21 protein-coding genes are annotated in these 23971 nt (G+C 70.4%); 16 read left to right on the top strand and 5 right to left on the bottom strand.

From position 1 onward, the window contains the following. The first annotated feature begins 10 nt into the window (after nucleotides 1-10). The 5 genes from MEICH_RS0118975 (at nucleotide 11) to MEICH_RS0118955 (ending at nucleotide 8444) form a co-directional block, all read left to right on the top strand. Entirely contained in the window at nucleotides 11-2389 is a 2379-nt protein-coding gene (locus tag MEICH_RS0118975; protein WP_027893896.1) for an ABC transporter substrate-binding protein, read from the top strand. A gap of 59 nt (nucleotides 2390-2448) precedes the next feature. Further along, a complete protein-coding gene (locus MEICH_RS0118970) occupies nucleotides 2449-3516 on the top strand; it encodes an ABC transporter permease (RefSeq protein ID WP_027893895.1) in 1068 nt (355 codons plus the stop codon). After that, complete coding sequence (locus MEICH_RS0118965; protein ID WP_051304358.1) at nucleotides 3513-4925, top strand: ABC transporter permease; 1413 nt, start codon at nucleotides 3513-3515, stop codon at nucleotides 4923-4925. The genes MEICH_RS0118970 and MEICH_RS0118965 overlap by 4 nt, the downstream gene beginning before the upstream one ends. 190 nt (nucleotides 4926-5115) lie before the next feature. After that, a complete protein-coding gene (locus MEICH_RS30610) occupies nucleotides 5116-7164 on the top strand; it encodes a dipeptide ABC transporter ATP-binding protein (protein ID WP_051304357.1) in 2049 nt (682 codons plus the stop codon). Further along, entirely contained in the window at nucleotides 7161-8444 is a 1284-nt protein-coding gene (locus MEICH_RS0118955; RefSeq protein ID WP_027893893.1) for a S41 family peptidase, read from the top strand. The genes MEICH_RS30610 and MEICH_RS0118955 overlap by 4 nt, the downstream gene beginning before the upstream one ends. A 152-nt stretch (nucleotides 8445-8596) precedes the next feature. On the opposite strand, the gene MEICH_RS0118950 is transcribed toward MEICH_RS0118955, so the two are convergent. From MEICH_RS0118950 to MEICH_RS0118940, 3 genes are all read right to left on the bottom strand, one after another. Next, nucleotides 8597-9301, bottom strand: coding sequence for a creatininase family protein (locus tag MEICH_RS0118950; RefSeq protein WP_027893892.1), 705 nt, complete (start codon nucleotides 9299-9301; stop codon nucleotides 8597-8599). A 13-nt stretch (nucleotides 9302-9314) separates the two neighbouring features. Then, nucleotides 9315-10517, bottom strand: coding sequence for an anion transporter (locus MEICH_RS0118945; protein WP_174422455.1), 1203 nt, complete (start codon nucleotides 10515-10517; stop codon nucleotides 9315-9317). 192 nt (nucleotides 10518-10709) lie between these two features. Continuing rightward, nucleotides 10710-11297 carry a GNAT family N-acetyltransferase gene (locus tag MEICH_RS0118940; RefSeq protein ID WP_027893890.1) on the bottom strand — a complete coding sequence of 196 codons (588 nt, stop codon included), beginning with the start codon at nucleotides 11295-11297 and terminating at the stop codon, nucleotides 10710-10712. Nucleotides 11298-11402: 105 nt separating this feature from the next. Here MEICH_RS0118940 and MEICH_RS0118935 point away from each other — a divergent pair, with 105 nt between their 5' ends. From MEICH_RS0118935 to MEICH_RS0118885, 11 genes are all read left to right on the top strand, one after another. Continuing rightward, nucleotides 11403-11900 carry a MogA/MoaB family molybdenum cofactor biosynthesis protein gene (locus MEICH_RS0118935; RefSeq protein ID WP_027893889.1) on the top strand — a complete coding sequence of 166 codons (498 nt, stop codon included), beginning with the start codon at nucleotides 11403-11405 and terminating at the stop codon, nucleotides 11898-11900. A gap of 242 nt (nucleotides 11901-12142) precedes the next feature. Beyond that, the gene (locus tag MEICH_RS0118930; protein ID WP_027893888.1) at nucleotides 12143-13309 is read left to right on the top strand and encodes an aminotransferase class I/II-fold pyridoxal phosphate-dependent enzyme; all 1167 of its coding nucleotides are present in this window, start codon (nucleotides 12143-12145) and stop codon (nucleotides 13307-13309) included. Between the two features lie 272 nt (nucleotides 13310-13581). Then, nucleotides 13582-14769: an MFS transporter gene (locus MEICH_RS0118925; RefSeq protein WP_027893887.1), complete on the top strand. Its 1188-nt coding sequence runs from the start codon at nucleotides 13582-13584 to the stop codon at nucleotides 14767-14769. A 222-nt stretch (nucleotides 14770-14991) separates the two neighbouring features. Next, nucleotides 14992-15558, top strand: a complete 567-nt coding sequence (locus tag MEICH_RS0118920; protein ID WP_027893886.1) for a histidine phosphatase family protein — start codon at nucleotides 14992-14994, stop codon at nucleotides 15556-15558. Nucleotides 15559-15638: 80 nt separating this feature from the next. Beyond that, on the top strand, nucleotides 15639-16739 hold the full coding sequence (bshA, locus tag MEICH_RS0118915) for an N-acetyl-alpha-D-glucosaminyl L-malate synthase BshA (RefSeq protein WP_027893885.1): 1101 nt from the start codon (nucleotides 15639-15641) through the stop codon (nucleotides 16737-16739). 78 nt (nucleotides 16740-16817) lie between these two features. Continuing rightward, on the top strand, nucleotides 16818-17057 hold the full coding sequence (locus MEICH_RS0118910) for a hypothetical protein (RefSeq protein ID WP_157202907.1): 240 nt from the start codon (nucleotides 16818-16820) through the stop codon (nucleotides 17055-17057). Nucleotides 17058-17377: 320 nt separating this feature from the next. Then, entirely contained in the window at nucleotides 17378-18007 is a 630-nt protein-coding gene (locus MEICH_RS0118905) for a CBS and ACT domain-containing protein (RefSeq protein WP_027893883.1), read from the top strand. 4 nt (nucleotides 18008-18011) lie between these two features. Further along, nucleotides 18012-19148: an acetoin utilization protein AcuC gene (locus MEICH_RS0118900; RefSeq protein WP_027893882.1), complete on the top strand. Its 1137-nt coding sequence runs from the start codon at nucleotides 18012-18014 to the stop codon at nucleotides 19146-19148. Between the two features lie 281 nt (nucleotides 19149-19429). Next, entirely contained in the window at nucleotides 19430-19705 is a 276-nt protein-coding gene (locus MEICH_RS0118895; RefSeq protein WP_027893881.1) for a lipoate-protein ligase small subunit, read from the top strand. Further along, nucleotides 19702-20478: a lipoate--protein ligase family protein gene (locus MEICH_RS0118890; RefSeq protein ID WP_027893880.1), complete on the top strand. Its 777-nt coding sequence runs from the start codon at nucleotides 19702-19704 to the stop codon at nucleotides 20476-20478. The genes MEICH_RS0118895 and MEICH_RS0118890 overlap by 4 nt, the downstream gene beginning before the upstream one ends. A gap of 8 nt (nucleotides 20479-20486) precedes the next feature. Further along, complete coding sequence (locus tag MEICH_RS0118885; protein ID WP_027893879.1) at nucleotides 20487-21380, top strand: histone deacetylase family protein; 894 nt, start codon at nucleotides 20487-20489, stop codon at nucleotides 21378-21380. Here the strand turns inward: MEICH_RS0118885 and MEICH_RS0118880 are convergent. Both MEICH_RS0118880 and ade read right to left on the bottom strand, forming a co-directional pair. Continuing rightward, entirely contained in the window at nucleotides 21377-22180 is an 804-nt protein-coding gene (locus MEICH_RS0118880; protein WP_275052632.1) for an APH(3') family aminoglycoside O-phosphotransferase, read from the bottom strand. The two genes, MEICH_RS0118885 and MEICH_RS0118880, sit on opposite strands and share 4 nt — an antisense overlap. After that, nucleotides 22180-23901 (bottom strand): adenine deaminase, encoded by a 1722-nt coding sequence (gene ade, locus MEICH_RS0118875; protein ID WP_027893877.1) that lies wholly within the window; start codon nucleotides 23899-23901, stop codon nucleotides 22180-22182. The genes MEICH_RS0118880 and ade overlap by 1 nt, the downstream gene beginning before the upstream one ends. Between the last annotated feature and the right edge of the window lie 70 nt (nucleotides 23902-23971).

Here is a 23971-nt window from a genome sequence, read left to right as displayed (position 1 = left end):
GGAGGAGCCCATGCTGCGTAAGACGCTGCCCTACGTGGCCCTGGCCGCCCTCGTCGTGGCCCTGGGCCAGAGCGGGGGCTACAAGCCCCCGCACCAGAAGCCCGGCCCCTCGGCGGAGCGCCTGGTCTTCCGGGCCTTCAACGCCGACCGCGCCCCCCTCGACCTCAAGGCGGGGCAGATGGACCTCTACCTGTTCAGCCTCAAGACCGCCGCGGCCCAGGAGCTGCGCGGCACGCCGGGGGTCAAGCTCTACCAGGCCCCCGCCACCACCCTCTCGCTCATCCTCAACCCCGCGCCCGCGCCGCAGGGGCAGCTCAACCCCTTCGCCCTCAAGGAGGTGCGGCAGGCGGTGCAGTCGCTGGTCAACCGCGAGTTCATCGCGCGCGACATCTTCCGGGGCAACGCCTTCCCCATGGTCACGCACCTCTCCCCGCGCGACTTCGACTTCCTGGCGATCTACGACCTCGACCGGGGCTCGGGCATCCGCTACGACCCCGAGCGCGCGCGCAACGACATCGCCCAGGCCATGCGCAAGGCCGGGGCCGAGCTGGTGGGGGGCAAGTGGCAGTACCGCGGCCAGCCCGTCCGGCTGAAGTTCATCACCCGCGTGGAGGACGAGCGCCGCGAGATCGGGGACCTGGTGCGCGCCGAGCTCGAGAAGGCCGGCTTCACGGTGGCGATGAGCTACCAGACCTTCGCCCCCGCCGTGCTCACGGTGTACTCCTCCGACCCCAAGGCGCTGGAGTGGCACCTCTACACCGAGGGCTGGGGCCGGGGCGCGCCGCAGCGCTACGAGTTCGGCAGCGTCAACAGCTTCTACGCCCCCTGGCTGGGCAACCTGCCCGGCTGGCAGCAGGCGGGCTTCTGGCAGTACCAGAACAAGGAGCTCGACGACCTGGGCAAGAAGCTCTTCACCGGCGACTTCAAAAGCGAGGCCGAGCGCAACCAGCTCTACCGCCGCATGACCCAGCTCGGGCTCGAGGAGTCGGTGCGGGTGTGGCTGGTGACGGCCGTCAACACCTTCCCCGCCCGCGCCGAGCTCACCGGCGTCACCGAGGACCTGGTGGCCGGGCCGCGCAACCCCTGGGCGCTGCGCGAGGCCCACGTGCCGGGCAAGGACCAGGTGACGGTGGGCCACCTGTGGGTGTGGACCGAGCGCACCACCTGGAACCCGGTGGGCGGCCTGGGCGACGTGTACTCCAGCGACATCTACCGCAACCTGGCCGACCCGCCGCTGTGGAACCAGCCCTTCACCGGCGAGACCAAGCCCTTCCGCGCCGAGTTCAAGGTGGAGACCGCCGGCCCCTCGGGCAAGCTCGAGGTCGCGGAGGGCGCCGTGACCTGGGACGCCTCCAGCGGCCGGTGGAAGCCCGTGGCCGCCAGCACCCGCGCGACCAGCAAGGTCACCTTCGACTACTCGCGCTACTTCAAGAGCAAGTGGCACCACGGCCAGAGCATCACCATGGCCGACGTGCTCTACTCCATCGCCCAGGGCTACGAGCTGGCCTACAACCCCGAGAAGTCGAAGATCGAGGTCGCCCTCGCCGTCACCAGCCGCCCGCTGCTGGAGACCTTCAAGGGCTTCCGGGTGCTCGACGCCAACCGGCTCGAGGTCTACGTGGACTTCTGGCACTTCGAACCCTCGCTCATCGCCGGCTACGCCTCGCCCAGCGGGCTGGGCACCCCCTGGGAGCTGTTGGCCGCGATGGACGACCTGGTGTTCAAGCAGCGCCGCGCCGCCTACACCGACACCGCCGCCGCCCGCTTCGACGTGCCCTGGCTGAGCCTGGTGCTCGACAAGGACGCGCGGGCGGTGCTGCGCACCCTGCGCCAGTTCAACGAGGCGGGCACGGTGCCCGAGGGCGTGTTCCAGGTGGGCGGGCGCAGCCTGGTGAGCGCCCAGGAGGCCAAGGCCCGCTACCAGGCCTCCATCGAGTGGTTCAACAAGTACGGCCACTTAGTCATCTCCAACGGCCCCTTCTTCCTCGCCCGCTACGACCCCCCCGCCCAGTACGCCGAGCTGCGGGCCTTCCGCGACCCCAGCTACCCCTACAAGCCCGGCGACTGGTTCCAGGGCGAGCCCCCCGACCTCGCCATCGGCCGGGTGGACGCGGGCCGGGTGGCGGTGGGCAAGGCCGCCGAGGTCAAGGCCAGCCTGCGCGGCCCCGGCACGCTGGGCCTGCGCTACCTGCTCTTGGAGCCCGCCAGCGGTAAGGTGGTGGCCCAGGGCCAGAGCAAGACCGGCAAGGCCGGCGACTTCAGCGTGACGCTCGAGGCCAGCGCCACCCGCGCCCTCAAGCCGGGGCTCTACCGCCTCTACCTCGCCGCCTACAGCGACAGCCTGGCCGCCGTGGCCGAGCGCACCGTGGACGTCAACGTGACGCCGTGAAGCGTGCGGGTGGCGCAAAGCCCTAGCCCTGCGCCAAACGCCACCCGCATCCTCAGAGCATGGACCTCTCCCTCCTCCGACCCCTGCTCTTCCGCGCCCTCACCCTCTTCGGGGTGCTCATCACCGTGCTGGTGCTGCTGGCGGTGAGCCTGGGGGCCACGGGCTTCTCCGACAAGATCCTGCAGGCCACGGTGGGTGAGGAATTGCGCGCCCTGCGCACCTCGCTCACCCAGACCATCCGCGACCCCGACCAGCTCGAGGCCGCCCTCGAGGCCCGCCGCCAGGAGCTCCTGGCCTCGTATGGCCTCGACCAGCCCTGGTACGCCCGCATCCCCGGCATGGTCTGGCGGGTGCTCACCCTCGACTTAGGCGAAGCCCGCAACCTGCGCAGCTACGACGGATCGAGCCGCATCGCCGACATCGTGCTCGAGCGCCTGCCCAACACCGTGCTGCTCCTCACCACCGCCACCGTCATCACCGCGGTCATCGGCATCCTGGCCGGGGTGTGGATGTCCACGCGGGTGGGCTCGAGGCTCGACCGCTTCGTGGCCTACCTGGCGGCGGTGTCCTACGCGGTGCCGACGTGGTGGCTGGGCATTTTGCTGGTGCTGGTGCTGGCCTTTGAGCTCGAGCTGCTGCCGCCCGGGGGCATGTACAGCGCCCCGCCGCCCGAGGGGGCCTTCGCCCGCTTCCTCGACCTGCTGTGGCACTCGGTGCTGCCGGTGCTCACGCTGGTGCTCGCCAGCGTGGGCCCCTCGATCTACTCCATCCGCACCCTCACCCTCAACATCGCGCAGGAGGACCACGTCGCGGTGGCGCGGGCCAAGGGGATGCCCGAGCCGGTCGTGCGCAACCGCCACATCCTGCGCGTGGCCGCCCCGCCCATCGTGACCGGGCTGATCCTGGGGCTCGCGGGGAGCCTGGGCGGCTCGATCCTGGTGGAGACCATCTTCGACTGGCGGGGCATGGGGCGGCTGTACTACGACGCCATCGCGGGCACGCCCGACGAGGGCCTGATCGTGGCGCTCACCTTCATGTTCACCCTGCTCTACGTGATCGCGCGGCTGGTGCTCGAGGTGCTCTACGTCTGGCTCGACCCGCGGGTGCGCTACGAGGGGGGCCCGTGAGGCTGGACCTGCGCACCGTGCTGCGCGAGCTGTGGGCTACCGGGGCCGGCCGGGCCGGGCTGCTGCTCTTCGGGCTGCTGGCGCTGGCGGCGCTGTGGGTGGTGCTCACCTTCCCCCGCGACTTCGGCCCCCGGCGCTGGAGCAACCCCGCCCTGTGGGGCGACTACCCCAAGGCCGCGCCCCCGGCCTGGACCAACCTGCTGGGCCCCCGGCGCCCCGAGCACCGCATCCTCGAGACCCGCGCCCCCGCCCGCGAGGACGGCAAGCTCAAGGTCTACGAGCTGGCCTTCGACTTCCAGGGCCGCCAGCCCCCCACCTTCCTCTCCTTCTCCCTGGCCGACGTGACCTACCGCTCGGGACCGCCCACCGTCGAGGCGGTGCTGATCCGGCCCGACGGCGGCGAGGTCCCCCTCTTCCGCACGGTGATCTCCGGCCCCTTCCCCGGCGAGGCCCCGCCCTACCGCCGCCACCAGGACGAGCCCTTGCGGGTGGCCCTCGACAGCGACCCCAACGCCGTCGAGGCCACCTACGGCTACCTGCTCGAGCAGGAGCCCGGCGTGGACTACGACGCCGTGCAGCGCCAGTTGCCCCTGGCCCTGTTCGGGCGCTGGGTGGACGGGGGCTTGGTGCCGCTGGAGGGGCGCTACCGGCTCGAGGCCCGCGTGCGGGTGGAAGACCCCGGCGACCGCGTGGGCCGGGTGCGCTTCGTGGCGGGGGGCGCGGTCTACGGGGCCATGGGCACCGACGCCCAGGGCCGCGACCTGGCCCAGGGCCTGCTGTTCGGGCTGCCCATCGCGCTGCTGATCGGGCTGGCGGTGGCCACGCTGAGCACCCTGCTGGGCACCGCGCTGGGCCTGGTCAGCGGCTATGCCGGCGGGCGCACCGACCTCCTGATCCAGCGGGCCGCCGACGTGGTGAACAACGTGCCGGTGCTGCCCCTTCTGATCTTCATGGTCTTCGTGCTGGGGGCGCGGCTGTGGCTGATCCTGCTGGTGCTGGTGCTCTTTAGCTGGCCCGGCCTCACCATCCTGGTGCGCTCGATGGTGCTCTCCCTGCGCACCTCGCCCGAGGTCGAGGCCGCCCGCGCCCTGGGGGCTTCGCGCGGCCGCATCATCGTGCACCACGTCTTCCCCCACATCGCCCCCTTCATCTTCGCCACCCTGATCTTCTCGGCCCCCTCCGCCATCCTGGCCGAGGCCGGGCTGAGCTTCTTGGGCCTGGGCGACCCCACCCTGCCGACCTGGGGCCAGATCCTCGAGCAGGGCTTCCGCACCGGCGCGGTCTACCTGGGCTACTGGTGGTGGATCCTCCCGCCGGGGCTCTTGATCGTGCTCACCGCCATCGCCTTCATGCTGATCTCGCTGGGCCTCGAGCCCATCGTGAATCCCCGCTTGCGGAGGGGGCAGTGAGAACGCCCAACGCCAGACGCAAAACGCCGAACGCGAAAAGACCGCACGTGGCACGTGGATCATGGCTCGTGGTCGAAAGCGTTTTCCCAAAGGCCACAGGCCGCGAGCTACAAGCCTTTCGCTATCGGCTATCGGCTATCGGCTATCGGCCATCGGCGCTTTTGGCGTCCGACGTCCTGGAGGGAGGCCTATGCCCCTGCTAGAAGTCCAGGACCTCATCCTTCACTACGCCACCCCCAAGGGCCCAGTGCGGGCGGTGGACGGGGTTTCCTTCGCGCTCGAGGCCGGCGGGGAGGTGCTGGGGCTGATCGGGGAGTCGGGGAGCGGCAAGACCAGCCTGGGCGTGGCGCTGATGCGGCTGCTGCCCAAGAACGTCGCGCGCTACCAGGGCAGCGTGCGCTTCCAGGGGCGCGAGGTGATGACCCTCCCCGAGGCCGAGCTGCGGCGCAGCGTGCGCTGGAAGGGCGTCTCGATGGTGTTTCAGGGGGCCATGAACGCCTTCAACCCGGTGCTGCGGGTGGGCGAGCAGGTGGCCGAGCGGATGCTGCTCGAGGGCGTCCCCAAGCCCCAGGCCAAGAAGGAGGTCGAGCGGCTCCTGGAGCGCGTGGGGCTGCCCGCCGAAGTGTACGGGCGCTACCCGCACGAGCTCTCGGGCGGGATGAAGCAGCGTGTGGTGATCGCCATGGCCCTGGCGCTCAAGCCCCCGCTGGTGATCCTCGACGAGCCCACCAGCGCTCTCGACGTGATCGTGCAGGCCCAGATCGTCAACCTGCTCAAGGAGCTCAAGCGCGACCTGGGCCTGTCCATGCTCTTCATCACCCACGACCCGGCGCTGGCCGCAGGCCTCTGCGACCGGGTGGCGGTGGTGTACGGCGGGCAGATCCGCGAGCAGGGGAGCCTCGAGGCCCTCCTCACCCGCCCCCTCGACCCCTACACCCAGGGGCTCCTCGCCAGCATCCCCCGCCTGCACTCCGACCTCCTGCCGGGCTTCCTGCGCGGCGCCCCGCCCGACCTGATCCACCCGCCCGAGGGCTGCCGCTTCCAGGAGCGCTGCCCCTACGCCTTCGACGCCTGCAAGCGGCCCCCGCCGCTGCTCGAGCCCACCCCCGGCCAGCAGGTGCGCTGCTGGCTCTACCACCCCGACCACCGCGCCAGGCTCCCCCAGCCCGCGCCCCCGGCGGGGACCCCGGCCCCCGTGCGCCCCGGCCCCCTTCCCTCCGCTCAGCCCATCCTCAGCGTGCGCGACCTCAAGGTACATTTCCGCGCCCGCAGCGGCTTCTTCAGCTCCACCGCGGTAAAGGCGCTCGACGGGGTGAGCCTCGAGCTCGCCCGGGGCGAGACCCTGGCCGTGGTGGGCGAGTCGGGGAGCGGCAAGACCACGCTGGGCCGGGCCACGCTGCGGCTGCTCCGCCCGACCTCGGGGCAGATCCTTTTCGACGGCCAGGACATCGCGCGGCTGCCCGAGAAGGGCCTCAAGGCCTTCCGCCGCCGCGCCCAGGCCATCTTCCAGGACCCCTACGCCGCGCTCAGCCCCTACATGAGCGTGCGGCAGATCGTGGAGGAGCCCCTGCTGGTGCACGGGGGCTTGGGCCCGCACGAGCGCGAGGCGAAGGTGCTCGAGGCCCTCGCCCAGGTGCGCCTCTCCCCCGCCGCCGAGTTCGCCGTCAAGTTCCCCCACCAGCTCTCGGGCGGGCAGCGGCAGCGGGTGGGCATCGCCCGCACCCTGGTGCTCTCGCCCGAGTACGTCGTCGCCGACGAGCCGGTCTCGATGATCGACGCCTCCTCCCGCGCCGAGATCCTCTACCTGCTCAAGGAGATCCAGCGGGCGCGGGGCCTGAGCTTCCTCTACATCACCCACGACCTGGCCTCCAGCCGCCACTTCGCCGACCGCATCGCGGTGCTGTACCTGGGCCGGGTGGTGGAGGTGGCCCCGGCGGTGGAGCTGATCGACCGGCCCCACCACCCCTACACCAAGGCGCTGCTCGAGGCCGTCCCCGAGCCCGATCCCAAGAACCGGCTCGAGCGCCGCGCCGTGGTGCAGGGCGAGCCGCCCAACCCGGCCCGCGTGCCCCCCGGCTGCGCCTTCCACCCGCGCTGCCCCGTGGCCATCCGGGGGGAGTGCGAGCGGGTGGAGCCCGAGTTGCTGGAGGTCGCCCCCGGGCATTGGGTGGCGTGTCATCTTTTTCCCGCCCCGGCGGCGGATAATGCGAGACAAGCGGAGCAAGGGGTGAAGCCATGAAGCGATTGCTGGTGCTGGTAGCGCTGTTGGCCGTGGCCTTCGGGCTGGGGCAGAACCACAACTCGGGCGGGCAGGCGCAGGCCCAGCCCCCCGCCCAGGACCCCCCCTGCGGCTCCATCGACAACTCCGGGGTCAGCGCGGAGAACACCACCGGCTTCCCGCAGGTCCTGCAGAAGCCCGAGGACCGCGCCGACGTGCTCGACCTGCTGCTGGCGAAGATCTGGTTCTACTACCTCGACCCGGGCTTCGAGGGCAAGGACTGGGAGAAGGTGAGCGCCCAGTACAAGGCCCAGGCCCTGCAGGCCAGGAGCGAGCGGGCCTACTACGACGCCATGCGCGGCCTGGTGAACGAGCTCGACGGGGTCTTCCTCAGCGCCACGCAGCTCGAGGCGCAGTCCAAGCTCTCGCAGGCTCGAGCCGGGCTCAGCGGCATCGGCACCCTGATCTCCTCCACCGACCCCCGCGACGGGCTCACGGTGCGCTGGGTGCTGCCCAACAGCCCCGCCGCCCGCGCGGGGATCAAGGCCCGCGACCGCATCCTGGCCGTCAACGGCCGCGACTGCCCCTCCACCGACCGCATCCGCGGCCCTGAGGGCAGCACCATCACCCTCAGCGTCAAGTCGCCGGGCCAGCCCCCGCGCGACGTGACCGTGCAGCGGGCGCGGGTCAACTACCCCGAGACCATCCTCGAGGCCCGACGCCTCGAGGCCAACCCGCAAGTGGGCTACCTCTGGGTGAGCGAGCTCGGCGAGGAACAGATGCCGGCTGCCCTCGAGAAAGCCCTCACCGAGCTCACCTCGAGCACCCCCCTCAAGGGCCTCGTCCTCGACCTGCGGGGCACCGGCGGCTCAGGGATGCGCACCATGCGCTACCTGCTGGGCCACTTCATCAGCGGGGTCAAGTACGGCTTCGAGGGCCCCGAGTTCTACGAGCGGCGCAACATCCCCGCCCGCAAGCCCGACCTGAGCCAGATCCCCTTGGTGGTGCTCGTCGACCGCGGCACGACCGGCTCGGCCAACATGAGCGCCGCCATCCTGCAGACGCGCCCCAACACCACGCTAGTCGGCGAGAAGACCGGTGGCGGCAACCGCTACTACCAGGGCCACGAATTGCCCGACGGCTCGGTGTTCTTCATCGCCCAGGGGCGCTTCGTGCTGCCCGGGGAGAAGCCGATGGAGAGCGAGCAGGTGACGCCGAACGTGCTCATCAGCCAGGACTGGCTCGAGTTCGCCGAGGCAGACGACCCGTACATCAAGGCGGCGTTGGAGCAGGTCAAGTAGGGTCAAAGGTCGATAGTCGATAGTCGATAGTCGATAGTCGATAGTCGATAGTCGATAGTCGATAGTCGATGGTCGATGGTCGATGGTCGATGGTCGATGGTCGATGGTCGATAGCTGATGGCCGATAGCCGGCATTTTGGGCTGTGCCCGGTTCACTCGAGCCAGCCGTGCTCGAGCAGTTCCCGGGTCTCCTCCACCGCCACCTGCCACAGCGCGAGCATTTCCTCGTCGGGGCGCTGGTAAAGCCCGGCGAAGTTGCCGTCGCCCAGCTCCTGGCGGGTGCGTTCGGGGCCCATCAGGCGCAGGCGGGCGAGGTCTACGGGGGCTTTGGGCCCGGCGGGCTGCGCGACGCCCGGCAGGCGGGTCCATGGGAAGTTCTCCATCCAGCTCGCGTGGGAGGCCACCGGGTCGAGGGCCTGCACCTTGGCCCACACCCTGGGGGCTTGCCACCAGTCGTGGAACCTGACCTGGGCCTGCGGGTTGTCGGCCAGCCACTCGCGCACCAGGCCCAGGGCCGGGGTGTTGCCGCCGTGCCCGTTGACGACGAGGAAGCGGCGGAAGCCCTGCCGCAGCAGCGAGTCGAGCACGTCGCGCAGCAGCGCCATGTAGGTCTGCACCCGCAGCGAGACGCTGCCGGGGTAGGCCAGGAAGGAGGGGGTCATGCCGAAGTTGAGCGGCGGCAGCACCGGTACGCCCAGCGGCTCGGCGGCCTCGAGCGCCACCCGCTCGGCGAGGATGGAGTCGGTGCCTAGCGAGAGGTAGGCGTGCTGCTCGGTGCAGCCCAGCGGCCACACGATCCGGTCGTCGCGCTCGAGGTAGGCCTCGAGCTGCATCCAGTTGAGGTCGTACAGGCGCATGGGCCCATGCTACCTAGCGATAAACCCAGAAGTAAGCCAGCAGCAGCGTGGAGAGCGTGATGGGCAGGCCGAAGCGGAGGTGCTCGAGGAAGCTCAGCCGGTAGCCCTCGCGCCGGGCGGCCTCGGCCACGATCAGGTTGGCGACCGAGCCCAGCAGGGTCAGGTTCCCGGCCAGGGTCGAGGCGGCGGCCAGCAGCAGCCAGCCCTGGGTGTCGCCCTGAGGGATCAGGGGGTGCAGCAGCAGCACGGCGGGCACGTTGGAGATGAGGTTGGAGAGCCCCGCCGTGACCCACAGCAAGCCCCAGGGCGCGGCGGCCAGGGGTTGCAAGGGCTCGAGCAGCCCCAGCAGCTTCACCGCCTCCGTGACCATGAACAGCCCCGCAAACAGCACCAGCAACTCCCAGTCCACCCGCAGGAAAAAGCGCTCCGAGCGCAGCCGGCGGCTCCACAGCAGGATCCCGGCGGCCACCAGCGCGGCCTGAGCCAGCGGGTAATCGAGCAAGAACGCCACCAGCAGCGCCAGCGTCACCCAGGCGCCTTTGAACAGCAGGCCCCGGTTCAGGCGGAAGCGCATCTCGGGCAGGGGCGGCAGAGCCCGGGTGGAGCGCACCGCCGGGTAGAGCGCGTAGAGCAGCACGACCTGGAGCAGCAGGCCCGCCAGGGCCACCGGGGTGAGGGCGGCGGCGAAGTCGAGGAAGGAGATCCCGGAGAAGGAACCCACCAGGATGTTCTGCGGGTTGCCCGTGAGGGTGGCGACCGAGCCCAGGTTGGTAGCCCCGGCCAGCGCCAGCAGGTAGGGCACGGGGGGCAGGCGCAGTTGCCGGGTCATCTCGAGCACCAGCGGCGTGAACAGGATGGCGATGGTGTCGTTGAGGAACAGCGCCGAGAGCACCCCGGTGGCGAAGGTCAGCCACACCAGCAGGCCCAGCGGCGTACGGGCCAGGTGCACCAGCCGGTTGAGCACGAGCTGGAAAAAGCCCGCGTAGCCCAGGTGGGCGTTGAGCACCATCACCCCGAACAAAAAGGCCAGCGTGTTGGGGTCGAGGGCCCCCCAAGCACGCTCGAGGTCGAGCACCCCCACCACGATCAGCAGCGCCGCCCCCGTGAGCGCGATGGCCGCCCGGTTCATGCGATACCCCGGCAGATAGCCCAGCCCCAGCCCCAGATAGGTCAGGAAGAGCGTGATATAGGCCAGCCCGAGCAACACGGCGTCCATACGACTGTGAGAAAGCATGGAGCAGGCCTCGAGGGCAAGTCAAGAGCGGGGGTTTTGGGTAACGGGTGACGGGAGGCTCGTGGTAACCCCTCCCCGCCAGCGTCAAGAGTCGAGGGTCGAGGGCCAAGGCGTCTTGCGTCTTGCGTCTTGCGTTTGGCGTTTGGCGTTTAGCGTTCGGCGTTCGGCTATGGGCTATCGACTATCAACCCCATACCCCAGCCTCTCCTCGAGCCCCACCCTCACCCGCGGCCAGTCGTCGTCGGTGATGGAGTAGACCACCGAGTCGCGGATGAAGCCGTCGGGCGTGATCGCCGCCTTGCGCAGCACGCCCTCGCGCACCGCGCCGAGTTTCTCCATGGCGCGCTGGGAGCGCTCGTTGCGCACGTCCACGGTGAACTGCACGCGCACCGCGCCCAGGTCCTCGAAGGCGTGGCGCAGCATGAGGTACTTGCTCTCGGGGTTGACGAAGGTGCCGTGGTAGGGCTTGACGATGAAGGTGCCGATCTCGAGCTTGCGGTGCGCGGGGGTGATGCCCACGTAGGAGATGCGGCCGGCGAAGTCCTCGCCCACCCGGATGGCCCAGTTCATGCGGCCCGGCTCGGCGTTGAGGTACTCGATGTACTCGGCGTAGCCCGCCGCGTCGCCCCCCTGCGGGGCCCCGCGCGACATGTAGGCGAAGAGCTCGGGCTCGTGGTGGCGGGCCCACAGCGGGGCGTGGTCGGCGGTGAGGGGCTCGAGGCGGAGGTGGCGGCCTTGGAGCACGACGGGCTTGACCCACATACGCCCCTCAAGCTACCACCCGGCCCCGCCTGCATGAAGGTGAGCTAAACTCCGGGCCCGCCAAATCACCCCGGCGCGCCTGGGGATGCCCTAGACTTAGGGCAAATGATCCGAATCGGCATCCTGGCAGTGACCGATCGGGGCGCCATGAACGGGCGCCTCGAGCAGGTGCGCGGCGTGATGGACGAACTGCTCAACCAGGCCCCCTACTCGGTGGCCGCCTTCGAACTCGTCCCCGACGAGCCCGCCCAGATCAAGCGGATCCTGCGCCTGTGGGCCGACCGCGACCGCCTCGAGGTGGTCTTCACCACCGGCAGCATCCGCCTCACCCCCCGCGACCACACCCCCGAAGCCACCCGCGAGCTGCTGGAGAAAGAAGCCCCCGGCCTCGCCGAGCTGATCCGCCGCGAGTGCTTCAAACACAACCCCGCCGCCGCCCTCTCCCGCGGCGTCGCCGGCCTACGCGGCCAGAGCCTCATCGTCAACCTCCCCGGCGGCCCCGAAGGCGTCCGCCAAGCCCTCAACGCCCTCCTCCCCCTCCTCCCCTCCGCCGTCGAACAGGCCACCGGGCGAGCGCTCGAGGTGCAGCAGGCCGAGTTTTAGAGGAACCACCAGCGGCTGAAGGCCCGTAGCTCGTGGCCTGTGGCCCGTGGTTGCCCCTCCCCGTCCCTCCCCGCGCGCGGGGAGGGTTTATCCCCCCTAACCCCCCTTGCTAAGGGGGGAACAAGGCGTCTTGCGTCTTGCGTTTGGCGTTTGGCGTTTGACGTTTGGCGTTTGGCGTTCGGCGTTCGGCGTTTGGCGTACGACGTACGACGCACGACCCGCACCCTGCGGTAATTTAGGGCATGTTCCGCTCCAACCGCACCCCACAACCCGGCGTTTTCCTCCAGATGGACGCAGCCAAGGCCGCGGCGCGCGCCTCCGGCCTGCGGGTGATCGACCTCTCCATCGGGGCCTCCGACCTGCCCCCGCCGCCTGAGGCCCTGCGGGCCCTGCGGGAGAGCATCGACGACCCCAGCACCTACGGTTACTGCCTCAAGAGCGGCACGCTGCCCTTCCTCGAGAGCGCCACCCGCTGGTACGCCCGGCGCTACGGGCTCGAGCTCGACCCCAAGCGCGAGGCGCTGAGCCTGATCGGCTCGCAGGAGGGCCTGGCCCACCTGCTCATGGCCGTGGCCGACCCCGGCGGGGTGCTGCTGATGCCCGAGGTGGCCTACCCGGTCTACTTCGGCGCGGCCAAGGTGGCGGGCCTGGAGATCTTCCCCATCCCGCTGGGCCCCGACCGGCTCCCCGTGCTCTCGGCCATCCCGGCCGAGACCGCCGCGCGCGCGAAGGTGCTGCTGCTGAACTACCCCAACAACCCCACCTCGGCCGTCGCGGGCGAGGAGTTCTGGCTCGAGGCCCTGGCCTTCGCGAAGCGCCACGACCTGCTGCTCGTGCACGACAACCCCTACCTCGACCAGGTCTACGCGGGCAAGGCCGTGTCGCCGCTGGCCCTGCCGGGCGGGCGGGAGCGGGTGGTCGAGCTCTTCAGCCTCTCCAAGAGCTTCCACCTGGCCGGGTTCCGCCTGGGCTTCGCCCTGGGCAACGCCGAAGCGCTGGCCTCGCTCGAGGCCCTCAAGGGCCCCATCGACTTCAACCAGTACCTCGGCATCCAGCGCATGGGCATCGCCTGCCTCGAGCTGCCCGAGGAGCGCCTGCGGCAGGAAACCCTCGTCTGGAAGGCCCGCGCCGAGGCGATGGCCGACGCGCTCGAGGCCATCCGCTGGCACTTCGAGCGCCCCCGGGCCTGCATGTACCTGTGGGACCGGCTGCCCGCCGGGCTGGCGATGGACGACCTCGAGTTCTGCCAGCGCCTGGTCGCCGAAACCGGCGTGGCGCTCAACCCCGGCCGCAGCTTCGGCCCCGGCGGCGTGGGGCACGTGCGCTTCGCCCTGGTGCAGCCCGAGCCCGTGCTGCGCGAGGCGGCCGGGCTCATCGGGGAGTTCATCCGGCGGCACGCGCGGGATTGAGTCGAGGGCCGATAGCTGCTAGCCGATAGCCGAACGCGGGTCGTACGTCGTACGTCCTACGTCGTACGCCGAACGCCGAACGCCGATAGCTGATAGCCCATAGCCGATAGCTGATAGCCGGGCGCGGGTCGTACGTCTGATACGGGTCGTACGTCCTACGTCCTACGTCGTACGTCGTACGCATTAGCCCTCGACCCTTGACCCTCGACGCCGGCGGGGAGGGGCGTCGTCAGCTTTTCCTACCTCCTACCCCCAGCGTTTACACTTCCCCCATGTCCCCCTGGGCGGTGCTCGCGGCTGCTATGACGGCTGGGTCGGCCATCTCGGCCATCGGCTTTCTCTACCCTACCCTCACGCCCTACCTGCGTGACGACCTGGGGCTCTCGCTCACGGCGGTGGGGCTGCTGAACACCTTCATCTACCTGGGGACCATGCTGGGCGCGCTGCCGGCGGGCTGGCTCACCGACCACTTCGGCAGCCGCCGGGTGCTGATCCTGGCCGCGCTCACGGCGGCGGGCCTCACGGTGCTGGTCCCGCTGGTGGCCCACGCGCAGGCGCTTTTCCTGGCGCTGCTGGTGCTGGTGGGGCTGGTGGTGGCCTGCTCGACCCCCGCGGGCTCGCAGGCGGTGGCCCAGGCCTTCCCTCCCGAGCGGCGGGGGCTGGTGATCGGGCTGCGGCAGATGGCGGTGCCGCTGGGAGGGGCGCTGGCCTCGGGGCTGCTGGTCCCGCTGGCCGAGTTCCTGGGCTGGCGCTGGGCCTCGGTGGCGGCAGGCGCCATAGCGGTGCTGGCGGCGTGGGCGACCTCGAGGCTCTACCGCGAGAACTCCCGCCCGGCTTCGCGCCCTCCCACCGGACGCTCCGGCCTGCGGCGCGTCCTGCGCGAACGCAACATCGTCCTCGCGGCCGTGGCCGGGGTCACGCTGCCCACCGGGCAGTTCATCATGATCACCTACCTGATCCTCTTCCTGCGCGAGCGCTTCGGCATCCCGGAAGTCCAGGGCGCCGCGCTGCTCACCGCCGCCAACCTGGCCGGGGCGCTGAGCCGGGTGTGGTGGTCGTGGCTCTCCGACCGCTTAGGCGGCCGGCGCAAGCCCCTGCTGCTGGGCATCGTCGGTCTGGCCGCGCTCTGCGCGCTTCTGCTGAGCGCGCTGCCCGTGGGCACCCCGCTGTGGCTCAAGGCCGGGGTCGTGGTGCTCTACGGCGCGACCGCCCTGGGCTGGCAGGGCCTTCACTTCTCCCTCCTCACCGAACTCTCCCCGCCGGGCCTCGAGGGCCGCGTGGTCGGCCTGGGCCTGGTCTTCACCTCCCTGGGCATCGCCTGTGCCCCTCCCCTCTTCGGCCTCGCCGTCGAGCGCAGCGGCGACTACACCCTGGGCTGGCAATTGCTGGCCGGAGTCTTCGCCCTCGGCCTGACGCTGCTGGCACTGGTGCGGGAGAGAAGGGTACCGAGTGACGAGTGAAGGAAGGGTAGCTCGTGGGAAACCCCTCCCCGCCAGCGTCGAGGGTCAAGAGCCGAGGGTCGAGGGCCGAGGCGTTTTGCGTCTTGCGTTTTGCGTCTTGCGTTTGGCGTTTTGCGTTTAGCTATCGGCTATCAGCTATCGGCCCTCGACCCTCGACCTATGACACACAACCCACGCCCCCACCGCCATCCGCGCTAAGCTGGAGCCAATACCTCCACGCTTATGGCACCCCGCTTCCTCTACCTCATCCGGCACGGGCAGTACGAGACTGCCAACGCACCCGACGACCGGGGCGGGGGGCTCACCGAACTGGGGAGGTTGCAGGCCCAGCACACCGCCGAGCGGCTGCGCTGGCTCGAGGTGCGCTGCATCCACCACTCCAGCCTGCGGCGGGCCAGCCAGACCGCGCGCATCCTCGCGCGCAGCTTCCCCGACGTGCCGTTGCGGCCCTCGAGGCTCTTGTGGGAGACCATCCCCGTGATCCCCCCCGGCTACGAGGCGCAGTTCGGGGATAGGGTGCCGGAGGGCGCCGAGGAGCAGGCGGCCCAGGCCTTCGAGCGCTACTTCAAGCCGGCGCGGGAGCCGCGGCTCGAGCTCATCGTGGCCCACGGCAACCTGATCCGCTACTTCGTCTGCCGCGTGCTGGGGCTGCCGCCGGAGGCCTGGCTGCGCATGGAGATGCACCACTGCGGCATCAGCCAGGTGGTGGTGCTGCCCGACGGGCGTGCCCACCTCATCGCCCACAACGACACCGGCCACCTGCCCTACGCCATCCAGACCCTTTCGTGAGAGGCGGGCCACGAAGGGCTCAAGGGCGGCGCCGTGCTTCTCATCACGGTCTGCGGGCGCAGGGTGGCTAGACTGTGGGCGTGCGCTTAGGGGTCGTGGCTTACGCCAGCTTGGGGGGCAGCGGGATCGTGGCCACCGAGCTCGCCCAGCGTCTGGCCCGGCGCGGGCACCAGGTCTGGCTCTTCGCCACCGAGCGCCCCTTCCGCTTCGACGAGGCCAGCGGGGTGAAGTTCTGGAAGGTGGACATGCCCTACTACCCGGTGTTCCCGGGGCCGCTGTACGAGCTGGCGCTGGCGGGCACCCTCGAGCGCGCGGTGCGCGAGGTGGGGCTCGAGGCCATCCACACCCACTACGCCATCCCCCACGCCGCCGCGGCGTGGCTGGCGACCGAGGGCCAGATCCCCACCGTCCACACCCTGCACGGCTCCGACGTGAGCATCCTGGGCCAGGACAACGTCTACCGCACCATCACCGCCAAGGCCCTGCGCCGCGCCTGCGCGACCACCGCTGTCTCCTGGGACCTGGCGCTGCGGGCGAAGTGGGCCTTCGGGGTGCGGCCGCGGGTGATCCACAACGCCGTGGACGTCGAGCGCTTCCGCCCCTTCCCCGAGCGCCGCGGGGAGTACGCCGCCGACGACGAGTACCTCATCGTCCACGCCTCCAACTTCCGCTCGGTCAAGCGCGTCCCCGACATCGTGCGGGCCTTCTTCAAGATCCGGCAGCGGGTCAAGGCCCGCCTGCTGCTGCTGGGCAAGGGCCCGGAGGAGGCCGAGGCGCGGCGGGTGGTGGAGGAGCTGAACCTGGGCCGTTACGTGAGCTTCCTGCCGCCCAGCCCCCACCCCGAGTACGTGCTGGGGGCCGCCGACCTGTTCATGCTGATGTCGGAGGAGGAGTCCTTCGGGCAGGCCGCGCTCGAGGCCCTCGCCTGCGGGGTCCCCGTGGTGAGCACCCGCGTGGGCGGCATCCCCGAGCTCATCACCCCCGAGGTGGGGCGTCTGGTCGAGCTGGGCGACCTCGAGGCCTACGCCAGCGCCGCCGCCGAGCTGCTCACTTCCGACGACCTCCCCCGCATGCGCGAGGTCGCCCGCCGTTACGCCGCCGAGCGCTTCCACCCCGACCACATCACCGCGCAGTACGAGGCGGTGTACCACGAAGCCCTGGCGACGCGGCAGGTGAGCTGAGCTCCCGCTCGGCACGCCCGGACGAACCTACCTTGGACCGGGGCGATGCTCCCCCTCGGATTGCGCTAGACTGTTTACATGGGAAACGCATTGTCCAAAGTTACCCTGTACCTCGGACTGCTCCTTCTGCTGCTGGCGCTAGTTTTCCTGATTTGGAACGCCATTGACCTCAACAACCTCGCCACGGCGGCCTCGGTGCTCAACCGCCCCTACCACAACCCCATCGGGCGCGTCCTGCTGACCGCCCTCCTCACCCTGGGCGCCGGCTTCCTGCTCGGCCTCAGCGTGCGCGGCGGCGGCAGCCGCCCGCCGGCCTGAATTGCCCCGCGTCCCAGCCCCCGTGCTGGTGCGGGGGCTTTATTTGTCGTGGTACGCCGATGGCTGATAGCTGAGAGCCGGGTGCGGGTCGTACGTCGTACGCCAAACGCAAGACGCCAAACGCCAAACGCAAGACGCAAGACGCCTTGTTCCCCCCCTTAGCAAGGGGGGCTGGGGGGATACCTCTCCCCGCACGCGGGGAGGGACGGGAAGGGGGAAACCACGAGCCACGAGCTGATGGCTGACGGCTGACCGCTTATCGCTCTCCACCGACATCTGTCCCCGCCCTCCAGCCCTCGAGGGAGTACAGTGTAGAAACGATGCTCGTAAAAGACGTGATGCACAGCCCGGTTCTGACCGTGCCGGAGGGGCTGAGCCTGCAGGAGGCGCACGACCTGATGTACGCCAACCGGGTGCGCCATCTCCCGGTGCTGCGCGAGGGGCGGTTGGTGGGCGTGATCACCGACCGCGACGTGCGGCTGGCCTGTAGCCCGCTGGCAAGGGGCACGGTGGCCTCTCCCGATACCCCGGTGGCCCAGGTGATGAGCCAGCCGGTGATCACCGCCGATCCCCTGGACCCGGTGGAGGAGGCGGCCCGCACCATGCGCACGCGCAAGATCGGGTGCCTGCCGGTGCTCGAGAACGACCAGCTCACCGGCATCGTCACGGGCATCGACCTGCTCGACGCCCTGCTCAAGCTCACCGGGGTGGAGAAGCCCAGCGGGCGCCTCGAGCTGCGCCTGCCCGACGAGCCCGGCCAACTTGCCCTGCTCACGGGCTACCTGGCCGACCAGGGGGTGAACGTGCACTCGCTGCTCACCTATCCCGAGGACGCCCTCACGGTGCGCAGCGTGCTGCGGGTCAACACCCAGAACACCCGCGCCCTGGCCGAGGAGCTGCGCCAGCAGGGGCTCGAGGTGCTGTGGCCGCCGGAAAAACCCTGGGTGTAAAGGCATGGGCACGACGCCGGTCGTCTACCACCCCGGTTACTTGCGGTATTCCTTCGGCCCGCAACACCCCTTCAGCCCGCTGCGGCTCGAGATACTCCTGGACCTGCTGGCGAGCCTGGGCCACCCCGCCAATTTCCACGCGCCCCCGCAGGCCACCCGCGAGGACGTGCTGAGCGTCCACGCCGAGCGCTTCGTGCGGCGGGTGGAGGCCGCCAGCCAGGGCGAGGAGCCCTCCGACTTGGTGCACTATGGCCTGGGCACCGGCGACACCCCGGTCTTCCCCGGCATGGACGACGCGGCCCGCTGGCTGGTGGGGGGGGCGCTCGAGGCCGCCCGCCTGGTCGTGGGCGGGGCCCGCGAGGTGCTGCACCTGGGCGGCGGCCTGCACCACGCCCAGCACGACCAGGCCTCGGGCTTCTGCGTCTACAACGACCTCTCCGTAGCCATTCGCCACCTCACCAAGGCCGGGATGCGGGTGGCCTACCTGGACGTTGACGTGCACCACGGCGACGGCGTGCAGTGGATCCACTACGACGAGGCCGAGGTGCTCACCCTCTCCTTCCACGAGTCCGGGCGCTACCTCTTCCCCGGCACCGGGGCCGTCCACGAGATCGGGCGCGGCGCGGGCGTGGGGCGCAAGCTCAACGTGCCGCTCGAGCCCTTCACCGAGGGCGAGAGCTACCTCGAGGTCTTCCAGCAGGTCAGCGAGGCCGCCCTCTCCTGGTTCCGCCCCGACGCGCTGGTGATCCAGTGCGGCTCCGACGCCCACTTCCAAGACCCCCTGGCCGAACTGCTGCTCACCACCCACACCTACGCCAAGGTCTTCCCCCTGCTGCGCCAGTACGCCCGGGACTTCGCGGGCGGCAGGGCCATCTTCACCCTGGGCGGCGGCTACAGTTTCGACGCGGCGGTGCGGGTGTGGGCCCTGCTCTACCACGTCCTCCAAGACCTCCCCCTCCCCGACACCCTGCCCCAGGACTGGCAGGACCGCTGGACCCCACGCCTGCGCGAACCGCTGAGCCCCACCCTCCACGACCCCGACCGCTGCTACCCCGAAATCCCCCGCAAACCCCAGATCGAACAACACAACCGCCAGATCGCACGGCGGCTGCTGGAAACGGTGCAGCCGTATTGGAAGTGAGGTTAGCGGTCAGCCGGCAGCTTTCAGCCCTCAGCGGTCAGCTATCAGCTATCAGCCGTCAACTCGTGGCTCGCACCCGCCGGCGGGGAGGGGTATCCCCCCAGCCCCCCTTGCTAAGGGGGGTAAACAAAGGGCGTTGGGCGTTTGGCGTTTGGCGTCTTGCGTACGACGCAACGCGTACGCCCGCTACAAGCCATACCCCCCCTGATACACATTCACTCCCGCCCCTCCTGCATAGCCTGGAGCTTGGTCGTGCCGGGTGGGTCCGGCAGGAGGGAAGTATGCACGGGGAATATAAAACTCCGGGGGGAAAGCTGGTGGTGGTGGACCTCGAGCTCGAGGACGGCCACCTGGCGCGGGTGCAGGTGAGCGGGGACTTCTTTTTGGAGCCCGAGGAGGCGCTGGAGGCCATCAACGGGGCGCTCGAGGGGCTGCCGCGGGAGGCCACCGAGGCCGAGATCGCAGGCCGGGTCCAGGCCGCGCTGGGGCCGGAGGTGGTGATGCTGGGCTTTTCGCCCGAGGCCGTCGCGGTGGCGGTGAGGAAGGCGCTGGCATGAGCCGCACCGGCTGGAAGGACTACGACTGGCAATTGCTGCGCGACGGCCCGATGAGCCCTGCGCTGCACATGGCGCTCGACGAGGTGCTCATCTACGAGGTGGGGGCGGGGCGGCGCCGGCCCACGGTGCGCATCTGGGAGTGGGGCGGCCCGGCGGTGGTGATCGGGCGCTACCAGTCGGTGAAGAACGAGGTGGACCCCGAGGGCCTCGAGCGCCACCGCATGAGCGTGGTGCGGCGCATCACCGGGGGCGGGGCCATGTTCATCGAGCCGGGCAACACCATCACCTACTCCCTCTACGCGCCGCAGGAGCTGGTGGCGGGGATGAGCTTCCAGGAGTCCTACGCCTTCATGGACGCCTGGGTGCTCGAGGCGCTGAAGTCGCTGGGCGTCAAAGCCTGGTACCAGCCCATCAACGACATCACCAGCGAGGGCGGCAAGATCGCCGGGGCCGCCCAGACCCGCCGGGGCGGGGCGGTGCTGCACCACGTCACCATGGCCTACGACATCGACGCGGCCAAGATGGTGCAGGTGCTGCGGATCGGGCGCGAAAAGCTCTCCGACAAGGGCCAGACCAGCGCCCAGAAGCGGGTGGACCCCTTGCGCTCGCAGACTGGCCTGCCCCGCGAGGCGGTCATCGACCGCATGGTCGAGACCTTCGACAGCCTGCACGGGCTGCGCCAGGACGCCCTGAAGCCACAGGAGCTCGAGGCCGCCCACGCGCTGGTGGAGAGCAAGTTCGGCACCCGAGAGTGGGTCCACATCATCCCCTAGGAACAGCGGTGAAGCCCAGGGCCTACAGCGCCGCGCTCAGCCTGCCCCTCGCACCGGGCTTTGCCCCCCTGTGGAACGCGATGCGTGAGGGGCTGGAGGGGGTGCTCGAGCTCCACCCCGCGCCCGCCGTGCTGCGTGAGGAGCTGGCCCTGGCCCACCACGAGGCCTACCTGCACCACGTCTTCAACGACGGGCTCACCCGCGCCGAGACCCTGCGGCTGGGCCGGCCCTTCGGCCCGGAGACGCTGCAACGCGCCCTGTACTCGGCGGGGGGCACGCTGGCGGCGCTCGAGGACGCCCTGCAGGGGGGCCTGGGCCTCAACCTGGGCGGCGGAACCCACCACGCCTACCCCGCCCACGCCGAGGGCTACAGCCTGTTCAACGACGTGGCGGTGGCCGTCGCCAAGGCGCGTGCCAAAGGCTTCACCGGGCGGGTGCTGGTGGCCGACCTCGACGTGCACCAGGGCAACGGCACCGCCGTCTTCTTCCAGGACGACCCCTCGGTGTTCACCCTCTCGGTCCACGCCCAGCACAACTACCCCCAGGCCAAGGAACGGAGCGACCTCGACGTAGCCCTCCCGGACGGCACCGGCGACGCGGACTACCTGGCGGCGCTCGAGCCCGCCCTCGAGCACGCCTTCGCCTCCCGCCCCGATCTAGTCTTCTTCAACGCCGGGGTGGACGTGCTGGCCGGCGACCGCCTGGGCCGCCTGGCCCTGAGCCTGGAGGGCCTGGCCGAGCGCGACCGCCGGGTATACCGCAGGGTACGGGAGAGCGGCGCCGCGCTGGTCGTGGTGGGCGGCGGGGGCTACCACCGCGACCTGCGGCTACTGGCCGCAGCCAGGGTCCAAACCTACCGCCTGGCCGTGGCCGAGCTGCGCGAGCAGGCCGGGAAGCTCTAGAAAAACTCGTCCAGCAGACGGTAAAACTTGATCCTCTCCCAGTCGGGCTGGGGGATGCCGTAGGCCTCGAGAAACACCCGGTCCCAGCCTTCGCCAAACTGCGGGTTGAGGTCAGAGGTGAGGCTGCGGGTCATCAGGGCGAGGTCTTGGTAGCGGTCAGCAATCCCAGCCCGTCCCAGGTCAACCAACCCGCTGAGCTTGCCCTGCTCGAGTAAGACGTTGGGCAGGCAGTAATCCCCGTGGCAGACCACCCAATCCTCGTCGGCGGGCCGCGTCTCGAGCAGCACCTCGAGCAACTCCTCCGCTGACTTGCCCTGCCACCTTTCGTCGAAATCCTCGAGGTTCACCAGCCCGAGTTCGGTGCGCCGCCGGGCCTGGGCGATCTTGGTCTCGAGCCGCTGATCGAAGGGACACTGCTCGACGGGGGTCGAGTGAAGCCGCTTGAGCGCCTCGGCAATTGCCACGACCACTCGAGCCCGCTCCTCCGACGGCCAGTCTTCGGCCCCGCTACGCCCCGCGACTTCGCTCATCAGCATGTATTCCGAGCCGTCCTGCTGGCAGAACTCGAGCACCTGTGGCACCGGAACCCAGGCCGAGAGCCAGCGCATTTTCTCTGCTTCTGAAGCCAGTCGGAACCCCGGATCGGGGTCGTCCGATTGGGGTTGCACCTTGAGGATCAAGCCGGTCGCACCCGGTTGACGCAGCCGGTAAACGCCTGCGCCGGACATTCCCATCGAGATCGGCTCGGCTTGGTATCCCTCGAGCCGTCGCGCTATCGCCTCAGGAAGTTGCTCGAGCATCACACCCACAAGCTCACGAAGCCGAACTTCTCCACGTCCACCAGCCCCTTGTCGGTGAGCTTGAGCTTGGGGATGACCTCGAGCGGCAGGAAGGCCACGTGCATCATGGGGTCGTGCAGGGTGGTGCCGAGTTGCTTGGTGGCGGCCAGCAGGCGCTCCATCTGGGCGCGGACCTCGGGCATGGGCCTGTCGCTCATCAGCCCGGCGATGGGGAGGGGGGTGAGGGCCAGCACCTCCTTGCCCAGCGCCACCGCGTAGCCCCCGCCCACCTCGGCCAGGGCCCGCATGGCGGTGCGCATGGACTCGTCGTCGGCGCCGGCGCAGGTGAGGTTGTGGCTGTCGTGGCCCACGGTCCCGGCGATGGCCCCGCGCCGCAGGCCCAGCCCGTGCACGAAGCCCAGCCCCACCCCCTGCCCGCCGTAGCGGTTGACCACCGCCAGCTTGAGCAGGTCGTTCTCGGGGTCGGCCTGGGCCAGCCCGTCCACGATGCGGGCCGGGCGGACGCGTTCCTCGGTCACCACCTTCCGCGGGATGACCCCGATGGCCCGCACCCCCCTCCCCTGGGCCGGGATGTCCAGCGAGATGCAGTCCAGGTCGAGGCGCACGGTGTCGGACACCCGGCGCGGGTCGGCCTGCGGGCGCAGCCACTCGCCCACCGGCTCGCCGTGCTCGGCCACCCAGCGCCCCGCCGAGTAGACCCGCTCGGCGCGGAAGTCCTCGAGGCGGCTCGTCACCACCAAGTCGGCCCGCCGGCCCGGCGCGATGGCCCCCCGGTCGCGCAGGCGGTGGGCGTTGGCGGCCCCCAGCGTCGCCATCTGGATGGCGGTGACCGGGTCCAGCCCGAGCTTGACCGCCCGCCGCACCACGAAGTCGAGGTGGCCCTCGTCGAGCAGGTCCTCGGGGTGGCGGTCGTCGGTGCAGAAGGCCATGCGCGGGGCGGTCTTCTCGTTGATCACCGGCAGGAGGGCCTCGAGGTCGCGGGTCACGGTGCCCTCGCGCACCAGCACGTGGATCCCGGCCCGCAACTTGCCCAGCGCCTCCTCGGCGCTCGTGGACTCGTGGTCGGTTGCGGGCCCGGCGGCGGCGTAGGCCTGGAGCCACTTCCCGCCCAGGCCGGGCGCGTGCCCGTCGATGCGCTCCCCCTGGAAGGCCATCAGCTTGTCGAGGCACTGCGGGTCACCGAGCACCGCGCCGGGCACGTTCATGAACTCGGCCAGGCCCAGGATGCGGGGGTGGGTGCCCCACAGCTTCAGGAGGTCGGCGGCCTCGAGCACCGCCCCGCTGCTGGAGAACGGGCTCGCGGGCACGCAGGAGGGCAGCATGAACAGGCAGTCCAGCGGCAGGCCCTCGGAGGCCTCGAGCAGGAAGCGCACGCCCTCGAGGCCGCACACGTTGGCGATCTCGTGGGGGTCGGCGACGAGCGTGGTGGTCCCCTTGGGCACGATGACCCGGGCCAGCTCGTAGGGCAGCGTCAGCGTGGACTCGATGTGGATGTGGGTGTCGATGAGGCCGGGCACCAGGAAGCGCCCGCCCAGGTCGTGCACCTCGCGGCCCACGTAGCCCTCCCCCACCCCGGCGATGAACCCGCCGGCGATCGCCACCGCAGCCGGGTAGACCTCCCCGGTGAACACGTTGAGCACCCGCGCGTTGCCCAGCACTAAGTCGGCGGGGGCGTCGCCCCGCGCGACCTCGAGAAGACGGATCAGCGTTTCGCGCTGCATAGCGCATTCTAACGGGAGACTCCGGCCCGGAAGTAGCTCGGGGCCAAGCAGGCGGCCCGGGCGAATGCCC

Origin of the sequence: Calidithermus chliarophilus DSM 9957 (assembly GCF_000430045.1) — a bacterium.
Taxonomy (GTDB): Bacteria; Deinococcota; Deinococci; order Deinococcales; family Thermaceae; genus Calidithermus; species Calidithermus chliarophilus.
Note: the sequence above shows the minus strand (reverse complement) of the source record. Positions and strands in the feature narration are given on the sequence as shown.

Excerpts from the sequence above, each read along its gene's own strand:
- MEICH_RS0118930 (WP_027893888.1), top strand. The coding sequence starts at position 12,143 with ATGTTCCGCTCCAACCGCACCCCACAACCCGGCGTTTTCCTCCAGATG.
- MEICH_RS0118890 (WP_027893880.1), top strand. The coding sequence starts at position 19,702 with ATGAGCCGCACCGGCTGGAAGGACTACGACTGGCAATTGCTGCGCGAC.
- MEICH_RS0118950 (WP_027893892.1), bottom strand. The coding sequence starts at position 9,301 with ATGCGCCTGTACGACCTCAACTGGATGCAGCTCGAGGCCTACCTCGAG.
- MEICH_RS0118975 (WP_027893896.1), top strand. The coding sequence starts at position 11 with ATGCTGCGTAAGACGCTGCCCTACGTGGCCCTGGCCGCCCTCGTCGTG.
- MEICH_RS0118935 (WP_027893889.1), top strand. The coding sequence starts at position 11,403 with ATGATCCGAATCGGCATCCTGGCAGTGACCGATCGGGGCGCCATGAAC.
- ade (WP_027893877.1), bottom strand. The coding sequence starts at position 23,901 with ATGCAGCGCGAAACGCTGATCCGTCTTCTCGAGGTCGCGCGGGGCGAC.
- MEICH_RS0118910 (WP_157202907.1), top strand. The coding sequence starts at position 16,818 with ATGGGAAACGCATTGTCCAAAGTTACCCTGTACCTCGGACTGCTCCTT.
- MEICH_RS30610 (WP_051304357.1), top strand. The coding sequence starts at position 5,116 with ATGCCCCTGCTAGAAGTCCAGGACCTCATCCTTCACTACGCCACCCCC.
- MEICH_RS0118880 (WP_275052632.1), bottom strand. The coding sequence starts at position 22,180 with ATGCTCGAGCAACTTCCTGAGGCGATAGCGCGACGGCTCGAGGGATAC.
- MEICH_RS0118895 (WP_027893881.1), top strand. The coding sequence starts at position 19,430 with ATGCACGGGGAATATAAAACTCCGGGGGGAAAGCTGGTGGTGGTGGAC.
- MEICH_RS0118920 (WP_027893886.1), top strand. The coding sequence starts at position 14,992 with ATGGCACCCCGCTTCCTCTACCTCATCCGGCACGGGCAGTACGAGACT.
- MEICH_RS0118955 (WP_027893893.1), top strand. The coding sequence starts at position 7,161 with ATGAAGCGATTGCTGGTGCTGGTAGCGCTGTTGGCCGTGGCCTTCGGG.
- MEICH_RS0118970 (WP_027893895.1), top strand. The coding sequence starts at position 2,449 with ATGGACCTCTCCCTCCTCCGACCCCTGCTCTTCCGCGCCCTCACCCTC.
- MEICH_RS0118905 (WP_027893883.1), top strand. The coding sequence starts at position 17,378 with ATGCTCGTAAAAGACGTGATGCACAGCCCGGTTCTGACCGTGCCGGAG.
- MEICH_RS0118940 (WP_027893890.1), bottom strand. The coding sequence starts at position 11,297 with ATGTGGGTCAAGCCCGTCGTGCTCCAAGGCCGCCACCTCCGCCTCGAG.
- MEICH_RS0118925 (WP_027893887.1), top strand. The coding sequence starts at position 13,582 with ATGTCCCCCTGGGCGGTGCTCGCGGCTGCTATGACGGCTGGGTCGGCC.
- MEICH_RS0118945 (WP_174422455.1), bottom strand. The coding sequence starts at position 10,517 with ATGGACGCCGTGTTGCTCGGGCTGGCCTATATCACGCTCTTCCTGACC.
- MEICH_RS0118900 (WP_027893882.1), top strand. The coding sequence starts at position 18,012 with ATGGGCACGACGCCGGTCGTCTACCACCCCGGTTACTTGCGGTATTCC.